Origin of the sequence: Nocardioides sp., assembly GCF_035503875.1 — a bacterium.
GTDB lineage: Bacteria > Actinomycetota > Actinomycetes > Propionibacteriales > Nocardioidaceae > Nocardioides.
Window position 1 is genome coordinate 20,823 of record NZ_DATJTA010000041.1, and the last position, 10,902, is coordinate 31,724.

Consider the following 10,902-nt stretch of genomic DNA (forward strand, 5'->3'; position numbering starts at 1 on the left):
GCCAGTGACCAGCCAGTGACCCGACGAGGAGGCACCCGATGAGCGCCACCCCGCACCACCTGCTGCACGAGCCGCACCACGACGGCTCGCCCCTCTACCTCGAGCACGAGGCGCCCGCGCTCGGCTGGCCGGTGAAGGTCCGGCTGCGCACCTGGGCCGGCGACCCGGTGGAGTCCGTCTGGATCCGGACGACGTACGACGCCGAGCCCACCTTCCACGCCTGCGCGGTCGTCGAGCACGACGAGCACAGCGTGTGGTGGGAGGGCGAGCTGCCGGTCCACAACCCGGTGACCCACTACCGCTTCCTGCTCGCGGACGCCGACGGCGACCAGCGGTGGCTGACCGCCGCCGGCGTGGTCGAGCACGACGGTCCCGACACCTTCGACTTCCGCGTCACCGTCCACGAGCCGGCTCCCGACTGGGGCCGGGACGGGGTCGTCTACCAGGTCTTCCCGGATCGCTTCGCCCGCTCGGCGGCGGCCGATCAGCGGCCCGTCCCCGGCTGGGCGGTGCCGGCCGCGTGGGACGACGAGGTGGTCTTCGAGGGCAGCGACCCGCGCACGCCGCTGCAGTACTTCGGCGGCGACCTCGACGGGATCGTCGAGCACCTGGACCACGTCGCCGAGACGGGCGCCTCGATCCTGTACACGACGCCCGTCTTCCCGGGTGAGAGCAACCACCGCTACAACGCGTCCACCTTCGACGGCGTGGACCCGTTGCTGGGCGGGGACGAGGCGTACGCCCGGCTCGGCACCGCCGTCCACGAACGCGGCTGGCGGCTGCTCGGCGACCTGACGACCAACCACACCGGCGACACGCACGAGTGGTTCGCCGCCGCCTCCTCCGACCCGGGCTCGCCGACCCGCGGCTGGTACTACTTCAACCACGACGGCAGCTACGAGTGCTGGATGGGCCACGGCACCCTGCCCAAGCTCAACCTCGCCGACGCGTCCCTGCGCTCGGCGATGGTCGAGGGGCCGGACTCGGTCGTGGCCCGCTGGCTGCGGCCGCCGTACGACGTCGACGGCTGGCGCATCGACGTCGCCAACATGACCGGCCGGCTCGGCACGCTCGACGTCAACCACGACACGGCGCGTGCGGTACGCCGGACCGCCGCCGCGGAGCGACCCGACCCGCTGGTGATCGGCGAGCACAACCACGACGCGTCCGGCGACCTCGACGGCGACGGCTGGCACGGGACGATGAACTACTCCGGCTTCTCGTGGCCGGTGTGGTCCTGGCTGCGCGACCCCGCCTCACCGGCCCGGGCGTTCGGTCGGCCGCTGCCCGTGCCGCGCCGACCCGGGCCGCTGGTGCAGCGGACCTTCCGCGAGTGGACCGCGCGCTACGGCTGGCGGGCCGCCGCGACGTCGTGGAACATCCTCGGCTCGCACGACAGCGCCCGGATCCGCACCGTGACCGGCTCCGGCTCGCTGCACCGGGTCGCCGCCGGGCTGCAGTTCACGCTGCCCGGGGTGCCGATGATCTTCGCCGGCGACGAGATCGGCCTGGAGGGCGTGCTCGGCGAGGACTCCCGCCGGCCGATGCCGTGGGACCGGCCGGAGACCTGGGACCGCGCCACGTTCTCGGCGTACGGCGCGCTCGCGGCCGCCCGGCGCGACCACGAGGCGCTGCGCCGCGGCGGGCTGCGGTGGGCGTACGTCGACGACGACGCCCTGGCCTTCCTGCGCGAGCACCCGTCCGGCACGGCGCTGGTCCTCGCCCGCCGCGCCGCCGGCCCCGCGATCGACCTGCCCGCCGGGCCGCTCGGCCTCACCGACGGGTCGCTGGTGCTCAGCACCGAGGGCGGCCGGACGCCCGACCTGCGGGAGCGGCGGGGCGTCGTACGCCTGCCGGCCTCGGACGGGCCGGGGGTGTGGATCTGGCACGTCTGACCCCACCCGGACGCCGGTCGAGGTGCGAAGGACGAAGTCCTGAGCCTCGAGACCCCTCGTGCCGAGAGACCACCTCGATCGGGGCTACCTCTCGTCTCACCGGGTTTCGAGGCTCGGGCCTGGCGGCCCTCACACCTCAACCAGCGTTCGGAGCGGCGGCGTCGCACGACTTCGGTGACGATCTGGCGGGCCTGAGCGTCGGCCTCGATCGGGGCTGCCTCTCGTCCCACCGGGTTTCGAGGCTCGGGCCTGGCGGCCCTCACTCCTCAACCAGCGTTTGGAGCGGCGCGCGTCGACCCCTCCCCGACGCCGGTTGAGGTGCGAGCGAAGCGAGCCTCGAAACCCCTCGTGCCGACCTTCGGCCTCGATCGAGACCGCCTGGCGGCCCTCACACCTCAACCAGCGTCGTTCAGCGCCAGCCGAGGGCCGGCGCCACGTGGGTGAGCAGCGACTCGATCACGTGGGCGTTGTAGTCGACGCCGAGCTGGTTGGGGACGGTCAGCAGCAGGGTGTCCGCGGCGGCGATGGCCTCGTCCTCGGCGAGCGCCTGCACGAGTACGTCGGGCTCGCCGGCGTACGTCTTGCCGAAGCGGGCGACGCCGCCGTCGATCATGCCGACCTGGTCCTGGCTGCCGCCCTCGCCGCCGAAGTACATCCGGTCCAGGTCGTTCACGACCGGGACGATGCTACGGCTGACCGAGACCCGCGGGGTGCGCTCGTGGCCGGCGGCCTCCCAGGCCTTGCGGAACACGGCGATCTGCTCGGCCTGGAGCTGGTGGAACGGCACCCCGGTGTCCTCAGTGAGCAGCGTCGACGACATCAGGTTCATGCCCTGCTCGGCGGTCCACTCGGCGGTCGCGCGCGAGCCGGCGCCCCACCAGATCCGGTCGCGCAGGCCCTCCGAGTGCGGCTCCAGGCGCAGCAGTCCGGGCGGGTTGGGGAACATCGGCCGCGGGTTGGGCTCCGCGAAGCCCTCACCCTCGAGGACGCCGAGCAGCACCCGGGTGTGCTCGCGCGCCATGTCGGCGTGGTCGGTGCCCTCGGCGGGCTGGTAGCCGAAGTAGCGGAACCCGTCGATCACCTGCTCCGGTGACCCCCGGCTGATGCCGAGCTGCAGCCGCCCGCCGGAGATCAGGTCGGCGGAGCCGGCGTCCTCGGCCATGTAGAGCGGGTTCTCGTAGCGCATGTCGATCACGCCGGTGCCGAGCTCGATCCGGCTGGTCCGCGCCGCGGCGGCCGCCAGCAGCGGGAAGGGCGACGCGAGCTGCCGGGCGAAGTGGTGCACGCGGAAGTACGCCCCGTCGGCGCCGAGCTCCTCGGCGGCGACCGCCAGGTCGATCGACTGCAGCAGCGCGTCGGCCGCCGTGCGCGTCGCCGACTGCGGCGACGGCGTCCAGTGCCCGAAGGACAGGAACCCGATGTTCTTCATACCGGCTGAACAGAAGTTGAACCATCAATCTTCCCGGTGCGTCCGGACTGGCGGCGAGGGCTAGGGTGGCCGGATGGCGCTGCGCATCGTCGCCAGCCGGCCGGATCCCGCGATCATCGCGCTTCCGTGGTCCCAGCCGCTGGAGGAGTGGGACGAGCAGTACGTCGTACCCCTCCCCCGCGGCCTGTCGCGGCACGTCGTCCGGATCATCCGGCTCCGCGACCGCACCTACGCCGTCAAGGAGACGGTCGAGGAGATCGCCTTCCGGGAGTACCGCCTGCTGCGCGACCTGCAACGCCTCGGCCTCCCGGCGGTCGTGCCGCAGGGCGTGGTCACGGGCCGCGTCGACGCGGACGGCGAGGAGCTGCCGGCCGCGCTGCTGACCCAGCACCTGCAGTTCTCGCTGCCGTACCGGAGCCTCTTCGCGCACGGCATGAGCGCCGACAATCTGCCCGCGCTGGTCGACGCGCTGGTGGTGCTGCTGGTGCGGCTGCACCTCGCCGACTTCTTCTGGGGCGACGTCTCGCTGTCCAACGTGCTGTTCCGGCGCAACGCCGGCGGGTTCGCGGCGTACCTCGTCGACGCCGAGACCGGCGAGCTCCGGCCGACGCTGTCGCGCCAGATGCGCGAGTACGACCTGACCATCGCCACCGAGAACGTCTTCGCCGAGCTGCTCGACCTGCAGGCCAGCAACTCCCTCGACAGCGACGTCGCGGCGCACGAGATCGTGGCGATGCTCCAGGAGCGGTACGCCGCCCTCTGGGCCGAGCTCACCGACATCGAGGAGTTCTCCGCGGACGAGATGTGGCGCATCGAGCAGCGCATCGAGCGCCTCAACGACCTCGGCTTCGACGTCGACGAGCTCGACATCGTGACTGACTTCGACGGCGACCAGGTGCGGATCCAGCCCAAGGTCGTCGAGCTCGGCCACCACTGCCGGGAGCTGCAGGCGCTCACCGGGCTCAACGTCGAGGACGGCCAGGCGCGCCGGCTGCTCAACGACCTGGCGTCGTTCACCGCTCACTACGGCCTCGGCCGCGAGGACCGCAGCCTGGTCGCCTACCGCTGGCTGACCCAGATCTACGAGCCGCTCATCGAGATGATCCCGGCCGACCAGCGCGGCAAGCTGGAGCCGGCGGAGTTCTTCCACGAGGTGCTGGTGCACCGCTGGTACCTCTCCGAGCGCGCCGGCCACGAGATCGGCATCTTCGACACCGCCCGCGACTACATCGAGCACGTGCTCAAGGCCAAGCCGGACGAGGCCGTGACCGCGACCGAGGCCTGAGAGCCGGCCCCTGCACCTGCACCAGCGGCGCAATTGCGGCCGTATGACAGCCCGCACCCGCTCCGACCTGTCCCACGGCTGCAATTGCGGCCGTTGGGCGGACCCGCGGACCCAGGCACTCGCCTATCCGAACCCGTCCACGCCCGTCTGCTCGACCGACCACGCCCAGAGCCGCGCGGCGTCGTCGGGGTCCAGGGCGTAGTCCTTGACGCCATACGTCGTCTGCGGCCCCGGAGGTACGACGGGGGCGAGCCCGCAGTCCTCCAGGTAGGCACCCGCGTGCTCGACGAGGTCCGGGGCGGTCGCGGCCCAGACCGCGGTGGCGGCGCCCTGCTCCGGCGATCGGAAGTCGGGGAGCACCGGCCGACCGTCGGCGTCGAGGGTCATCACCGCGTCGAGGTCGGACTCCTGCAGGTGCCGGCCGAGCGGGGTGAGGATCGCGCCGGGGTGCAGCGAGTAGGCGCGCACGCCCAGCGTCGCGAGGTGGACGGCGAACAGCACGTTGGCGGTCTTCGACTGCCCGTACGCGAGCCACTTGTCGTAGCTGCCCGGCTCCGAGAAGAGCGGGTCGTCCCACCGGATCCCGGACAGATGGTGGCCGGTCGACGACACGCTCACCACGCGCGACTCCGACCCGAGCAGCGGTGCGAGCCGGTTGACCAGGGCGAAGTGGCCCAGGTGGTTGGTCGCCAGCTGGAGCTCCCAGCCCGGGCCGACCCGGGTCTCGGGGCACGCCATCACGCCGGCGTTGCCGATCACGACGTCGATCGGGCGGCCGGCGGCGACCAGCGCGCCGGCGTACGACGCCACCGAGGCCTGGTCGGCGAGGTCCAGCGCGCCGACCTCCACGCCCTCGATCTCCGCGACGGCCGCCGACGCCACCGACGGCCGCCGCGCCGGGACCAGGACGGTGGCGCCCGCGCCGGCGAGCGCGCGGACCACCTCGACGCCGATGCCGGAGTAGCCGCCGGTGACCAGCGCGGTCCGGCCGGCCAGGTCGACGCCGTCGAGCACCTCGGCGGCGGTGGGCAGGCCGCTCATGCCGGCGGGAGGTTCACGTCGAGGGTGGTGGCCTCCCACTCGTCGATCGAGGCGCTCATGGCGGCGAGCTTCTCGCGTACGGCGGCCAGCACGTCGTGCCCGAGCAGGAGCCGCAGCGGCGGGTCTTCGAGCCCGACAAGCATCAACACCGCGTCGGCGACCTTGCGCGGGTCGCCGGGCAGGTGGTCGGCGAACTGCTTGATCAGCTCCTTGCGCGCACCGACGTCGTCGGCGTACGCCTCGATCGGCGCGCTCGCCTCCTTCATCGATCGCCGCGCCCAGTCGGTGCGGAACGCTCCGGGCTCCACGGCGGTCACCTTGATGCCGAGCGGCCCGACCTCCTTGGCGAGCGCCTCGGTCAGCGCCTCGAGGGCGAACTTGGTCGAGCTGTAGTAGGCGTTGGGCGGGTTGGCGACGAGGCCGGTCATCGAGGAGATGTTCACGATGTGGCCCGAACCCTGGGCGCGCATCCCCGGCAGCACGGCCTTCAGGGTCTCGACCACGCCGAAGTAGTTGGTGTCGAAGAGCGCGCGCACCTCCGCGTCGTCACCCTCCTCGACGGCCGACATGTAGCCGTAGCCCGCGTTGTTGACGAGGACGTCCAGGCCGCCGAACGCCTCCTGCGCGGCCGCCACCGCCGCGGCGATCTGCTCGCGGTCCGTCACGTCGAGGGGTACGGCGAGCGCCGTGTCGTACGACGCCGCGAGGTCGTCGACGTCCGCGACGCGCCGCGACGTGACGACGACCTGGTGGCCGGCCTCGAGCGCCGCCCGCGCGATCTCCCGGCCGATGCCGGTCGAGCATCCGGTGACCAGCCAGCGGCTCATGCCGTCACCTCCGGCAGCCGGCGCAGGTAGCCGGCCCGCCGCTCGGCCAGCTGCGCCGCGCGTTCGCTCCGGGTGACCATCGGCAGACCGAGCTCGCAGATCCGGTCGAGCGGGACCACCCGGCCGGTGGCGGCGAGGTCCGGGCGGGCGCCGCCCTCGGGAAACTCCGCCATCCGCAGGGTCAGGATCCCCTCGGGCAGCCCGCCGGTGTCGATCCAGTTGTGCACGCCGGGATCCTGCCCGGCGATCACGAACGTGTAGGTGCCGTCGTCGTTCGGCCGCGACTGCGCCTTGTTGAGGCTCCCCGTGCGGTCGAGGACGTCGAGCGTCGTACCCCAGATGTTGGAGAGGGGGACGGTGAAGTACTCCGCGCCGCCGTCGCTCACGTCGACCACGAAGGCCTCGTCCGGGGCGAGCTCGTATCGCCCCGCGACGTACACCTGGCTGCGCATCGCGCCCGTGTGGTCGGCCGTCCAGGCGAGCGAGAAGTGGTTGGGCGGCGTCTTGTACATGCCGTGGCTGAGCTTGCCGGTGAAGTCGGCGAAGTGGGCCATCATCGCGGCGGTGGCCTCGGCCTGCTCGTCGAGCGTGAGCGCGGCGGTCGCGGGCGGGCCGCCGAGCCGCTCCACCTCGATCGTGTTCGGGTCGTCGCATCCCCAGTCGAGCAGCACGTCGCGGATGTAGAGCTCGTGCGCCTCGGGCGTCGAGCGGAGGTGGTTGGGGCGACCGCCGGCCTCGTCCGCGTCGACGGTGATCTCGTACGACCCGTCCGCCTCGACGTGCATGCGGCGTCCGTCGCAGACGTCGACCGTGCCCATCGCGTCGTTCCACAGCGTGAAGTAGTTCTCGGTCATCCGGTGCGCGCCGACCCGGCCGCGCAGGACGTACCGCTCCTCGCCCGAGATCGGGACGACCCGGTAGACCGTGTCCGGGTTGTCGATCCCCCAGCGGCTGCCGGGCACCCGGCGGCCGTCGACCTCGTGGGCGAGCCGCGTGATCGTCGTGACCTTCGGCCGCAGCGGGTCCTGGTTGGAGCTCCACACCGCCGCCGAGAACATCACCTCCTCGTACGCGGCCGCGAAGCGCCGGTGCATCGCCTCGGAGGCCCGCGCACGGCCGAGCCAGGTCTCGGCGACCGAGCGGTACGCCGCCCGCACGGTCGGGTGCTCGATCAGGTCGAGGGCCGCGAGCTCGTGCGCATGCTGCTCGGGGGTGGCCACGGGGTGGTTCATGAGCCGGGACCGTACGCCTCTCCGCCCCGAATGTCAGCCCTGACATTTCCTTCCGCGCTCGCTACGGTGTCCCGGTGAGCGAGACCCCTCGGAAGGCGGAGCGCACCCGCGCCGCCCTCCGCGACGCGGCGCTGCGACACTTCGTGGCCGACGGGTTCGAGGCTGCCAGCGTGCCGGCCATCGCGGCCGAGGTCGGGGTGACCGAGCGGACCTTCTACCGGCACTTCGCGACCAAGGACGAGGTCCTCTTCGGCGACCTCGTCACCCGCCTGGAGTGGTTCCGGCAGGCACTCCGCGAGCGACCCGCGGGCGAGGACCTGATCCGCTCCGTACTCGCGTCCCTCGGCTCGGCCCCGACGGATCTCCGGCTGATGGTCGAGATCGCCCGGCTGCGCAGCGAGCTGCTCAGCCCCGAGCGGATCGAGCGGACCTTCCGGGACCGGCAGGGCGCGATGGCCACCGAGCTCCGAGCGGTGCTCGTCGAGCGCGGCGTCCCCGAGCTCGCCGCCGCCGTCCGCGCGGAGGTCGTCGCCGGGGCCGTCTTCGCGGCACTCGCGGTCTGGACCGAGTCCCCCGCACCGCACGACCTGGCCCGGCTCGGAAGCCTCACCGCCGAGGCGCTCGAGCAGGTCCGTCCGGCACTGGAGTGAGGCCCGCGAACCGCTCGTCGACCTGCTCGCCGGTGAGCCCGTAGGTCTCCAGGCGGTAGTCGGGACGCCGGCTTGCGTCGTGCGGCCGGTCCGCGAGCCACCGGCGCATCGCGGCCTCGGCGTCCGCGGCCAGCGGCAGGCCGAGGTCGTCGTACACGGGCGCGATCGCGGCGACCGGGTCGGCCACCACGGCGTCGTACTCGAGATCCGTGACCGGGCCGCCCACTCCCCACCGCGCCCGAACGGCGCGGGCGCGGTCGTGCGCCCAGCCCATCCGCTCCAGCCACTCGGCCCCGACGCGGTGCAGGTCGACCGCCGGGTGGTGCATCGCACGCATGGTGGCGTTGAGGCTCGCGCCGGAGCCGATCGTCGCGCGCGGGTCGCGGTGCAGGTGCACGACGTGCGCGCCGGGGAAGCGCGCGAGCAGGACGTCGAGGTAGCCCAGGTGCGCCGGGGTCTTCAGCACCCAGCGCCGTACCTGCTCGCCGCGCCTCCGCTTCTGCCACTGCAGCAGCTGGAGCATCCGGTGCAGGTGGTCGTACGCCGGGGTGAAGTCCTGCGTGTCGATCCAGGAGCGGTACGCCGGCACCTCCGCGGACGACTCCGGAACGTGCGAGAGGAACGCGTCGGCGAGGAAGACGATCTCCTCCTCGGCCTCCCGCGGGTGCATCGGGTGGATCGCGAAGAGGTCGGGTGCCAGCTCGCGCGAGACCGCGGCCTGCTCCTCGGCCCGGGCGATCCGCGGGTCCTCCCCGGCCCAGACCTGGTCCAGCCGCGGGACCGGCGAGACGACCTCCCAGCCGTACGCGCACTGCAGCCGCGGGTCGGCCGCGAGCAGCCGCTGCACCAACGTGGTGCCGCTGCGCATCATCCCGACGACGACCACGGGGTCGGCGATCTCCTCCTCGAGGATCTCGGGGTGGCGCCGGACCCACTCCTGCGCCCGCAGTCGCATCCGCAGGCTGCGGACCGCTCCACCGCGGAGCAGGTGAGCGCCCACGTCGGTGAGCCCGGCGGCGGCGTACGAACCCAGGAGCACGGCGAGCGGCTCCTCGAACGGGCCGGGTCCCCAGTCCTCGAGACCCTCCTTGCGGCGCGCCTCGTCGAGCACGCCGGACAGCGTCCAGTCCGTCATGGTTCCTCCTGTGACGGCGGTCACCCTATGCTCCGCGCGTGGCCGACAGCGCGCGCGAGATCGAGAACCTGCTCTACGCCTATGCCGAGGCGATCGACGCCGGCGACCTGGACGCGGTGGCGGCGCTCTTCGCGCACGGCCGGATCCACGGCGCCGAGGGCGGGCCGCCCGGCACCGTCTTCGAGGGGCGCGACGCGGTGCGCGGTCTCTACGAGATGGCGACCCGGCTGTACGACGACGGCACCCCGAAGACGCACCACGTGACCACGAACGCCCGGATCGAGGTCCAGGAGGACGCCGGGACCGCCACCTGCTCGTCGTACTACCTGGTCACCCAGGCAACCCCCGACCTCCCGCTGCAGGTCATCGTCACCGGCCGCTACCGCGACACCTTCCACCGCGTCGACGGCACCTGGTGCTTCGACACCCGGACCATGTACGTCGACCAGACCGGCGACCTGTCGCATCACCTGAAGTTCTGAGCGCTCCATCGCTGGTTGAGGTGCGAGCGAAGCGAGCCTCGAAACCCGTCTTGCCGAGAGTCGGCCTCGACCGACGCCGCCGTCCCGCCCACCGGGTTTCGAGGCTCAGGACTCCGTCCTTCACACCTCAACCACCGTCACCCACCGCTGGTTGAGGTGCGAGCGAAGCGAGCCTCGAACCCCCGGAAGACGAGAGACGCCCTCGACCCACGCCGCCGTCCCACTCACCGGGTTTCGAGGCTCAGGACTCCGTCCTTCGCACCTCAACCACCGTCACCCAACGCTGGTTGAGGTGCGAAGGCCCCCCGGGCCTGAGCCTCGAAACCCCGCGTGCCGAGAGTCGGCCTCGACCAGCGGGGGTCAGGGGCGGCAGACGCGGCAGGGGGTGAGGTCCGGGTTGTCGCCGGCGGCGCGCAGGTCGTCGCGGTGCGCGACGAGGGCGCAGTCGCGGCGGTGCAGGGTGGTGCCCTCACCGGCGGTGACGGGGACGGCGGCGAGGTCGACGCCCTGGTCGTTGATCGCGGCCGAGCGCGAGGTGACGTCGGCGAGGACCAGGAGGGTGTCGGCGAGCCGCTTGGAGGACTGCCGGCCGTCGTCGGCGATCCGGGCCAGCCAGGCTCCGAAGTAGAGGAAGCCGCCGACGAAGGTCAGGCCGAGCCCGAGCAGGCCGCCGGAGACGAGGTACGAGAGCTGGTCGTACTGGTACGGCGTGTTCGCGGCGCCGTACCAGCCGAGCACGATCACCACGAGCCCGAGCGGCAGCAGGATCGCCCCGGCCCAGAACAGCACGATCTGGAGCAGCTGGTAGTGGTTGTTCTTCAGCGGCGCCGCGCCGCCCGAGGACGGCCGGGCACCGGCCCTCGGGAGCGCCGCTCGGGTGCCGGGCAGGCTGGTGGGCTGGCTGGTGGTCGGCAGGGTCGTCATGG

Annotated in this window: 10 protein-coding genes; 4 read left to right on the plus strand and 6 right to left on the minus strand. The window is 72.7% G+C overall.

Going from position 1 to position 10,902, the window contains the following annotated elements; translation table 11 throughout:
- Positions 1-38: 38 nt before the first annotated feature.
- Positions 39-1,895 (plus strand): glycoside hydrolase family 13 protein, encoded by a 1,857-nt coding sequence (locus VMF51_RS09810; protein ID WP_325474240.1) that lies wholly within the window; start codon positions 39-41, stop codon positions 1,893-1,895.
- A 409-nt stretch (positions 1,896-2,304) separates the two neighbouring features.
- Here VMF51_RS09810 and VMF51_RS09815 read toward each other — a convergent pair whose 3' ends face one another.
- On the minus strand, positions 2,305-3,324 hold the full coding sequence (locus VMF51_RS09815) for an LLM class flavin-dependent oxidoreductase (protein WP_325474241.1): 1,020 nt from the start codon (positions 3,322-3,324) through the stop codon (positions 2,305-2,307).
- Between the two features lie 73 nt (positions 3,325-3,397).
- Here VMF51_RS09815 and VMF51_RS09820 point away from each other — a divergent pair, with 73 nt between their 5' ends.
- Entirely contained in the window at positions 3,398-4,609 is a 1,212-nt protein-coding gene (locus tag VMF51_RS09820) for a DUF4032 domain-containing protein (RefSeq protein WP_325474242.1), read from the plus strand.
- A 123-nt stretch (positions 4,610-4,732) separates the two neighbouring features.
- Here the strand turns inward: VMF51_RS09820 and VMF51_RS09825 are convergent, their stop codons facing one another.
- The 3 genes from VMF51_RS09825 to VMF51_RS09835 are packed head-to-tail and all read right to left on the minus strand — an operon-like array spanning position 4,733 to position 7,709.
- On the minus strand, positions 4,733-5,650 hold the full coding sequence (locus VMF51_RS09825) for an oxidoreductase (protein ID WP_325474243.1): 918 nt from the start codon (positions 5,648-5,650) through the stop codon (positions 4,733-4,735).
- A complete protein-coding gene (locus tag VMF51_RS09830; protein WP_325474244.1) occupies positions 5,647-6,477 on the minus strand; it encodes an oxidoreductase in 831 nt (276 codons plus the stop codon). Before VMF51_RS09830 ends, VMF51_RS09825 begins: the two co-directional genes overlap by 4 nt.
- Positions 6,474-7,709 (minus strand): hypothetical protein, encoded by a 1,236-nt coding sequence (locus VMF51_RS09835; protein WP_325474245.1) that lies wholly within the window; start codon positions 7,707-7,709, stop codon positions 6,474-6,476. The genes VMF51_RS09830 and VMF51_RS09835 overlap by 4 nt, the downstream gene beginning before the upstream one ends.
- A gap of 74 nt (positions 7,710-7,783) precedes the next feature.
- On the opposite strand from VMF51_RS09835, the gene VMF51_RS09840 reads away from it, so the two are divergent.
- Positions 7,784-8,359 (plus strand): helix-turn-helix domain-containing protein, encoded by a 576-nt coding sequence (locus tag VMF51_RS09840; RefSeq protein ID WP_325474246.1) that lies wholly within the window; start codon positions 7,784-7,786, stop codon positions 8,357-8,359.
- On the opposite strand, the gene VMF51_RS09845 is transcribed toward VMF51_RS09840, so the two are convergent.
- Complete coding sequence (locus tag VMF51_RS09845) at positions 8,316-9,494, minus strand: sulfotransferase (RefSeq protein WP_325474247.1); 1,179 nt, start codon at positions 9,492-9,494, stop codon at positions 8,316-8,318. The two genes, VMF51_RS09840 and VMF51_RS09845, sit on opposite strands and share 44 nt — an antisense overlap.
- A 38-nt stretch (positions 9,495-9,532) precedes the next feature.
- On the opposite strand from VMF51_RS09845, the gene VMF51_RS09850 reads away from it, so the two are divergent.
- Complete coding sequence (locus tag VMF51_RS09850) at positions 9,533-9,976, plus strand: nuclear transport factor 2 family protein (RefSeq protein WP_325474248.1); 444 nt, start codon at positions 9,533-9,535, stop codon at positions 9,974-9,976.
- Positions 9,977-10,336: 360 nt separating this feature from the next.
- On the opposite strand, the gene VMF51_RS09855 is transcribed toward VMF51_RS09850, so the two are convergent.
- On the minus strand, positions 10,337-10,900 hold the full coding sequence (locus tag VMF51_RS09855) for a hypothetical protein (protein ID WP_325474249.1): 564 nt from the start codon (positions 10,898-10,900) through the stop codon (positions 10,337-10,339).
- Positions 10,901-10,902: the final 2 nt, after the last annotated feature.

Excerpts from the sequence above, each read along its gene's own strand:
- VMF51_RS09845 (WP_325474247.1), bottom strand. The coding sequence starts at position 9,494 with ATGACGGACTGGACGCTGTCCGGCGTGCTCGACGAGGCGCGCCGCAAG.
- VMF51_RS09825 (WP_325474243.1), bottom strand. The coding sequence starts at position 5,650 with ATGAGCGGCCTGCCCACCGCCGCCGAGGTGCTCGACGGCGTCGACCTG.
- VMF51_RS09830 (WP_325474244.1), bottom strand. The coding sequence starts at position 6,477 with ATGAGCCGCTGGCTGGTCACCGGATGCTCGACCGGCATCGGCCGGGAG.
- VMF51_RS09855 (WP_325474249.1), bottom strand. The coding sequence starts at position 10,900 with ATGACGACCCTGCCGACCACCAGCCAGCCCACCAGCCTGCCCGGCACC.
- VMF51_RS09820 (WP_325474242.1), top strand. The coding sequence starts at position 3,398 with ATGGCGCTGCGCATCGTCGCCAGCCGGCCGGATCCCGCGATCATCGCG.
- VMF51_RS09835 (WP_325474245.1), bottom strand. The coding sequence starts at position 7,709 with ATGAACCACCCCGTGGCCACCCCCGAGCAGCATGCGCACGAGCTCGCG.
- VMF51_RS09815 (WP_325474241.1), bottom strand. The coding sequence starts at position 3,324 with ATGAAGAACATCGGGTTCCTGTCCTTCGGGCACTGGACGCCGTCGCCG.
- VMF51_RS09810 (WP_325474240.1), top strand. The coding sequence starts at position 39 with ATGAGCGCCACCCCGCACCACCTGCTGCACGAGCCGCACCACGACGGC.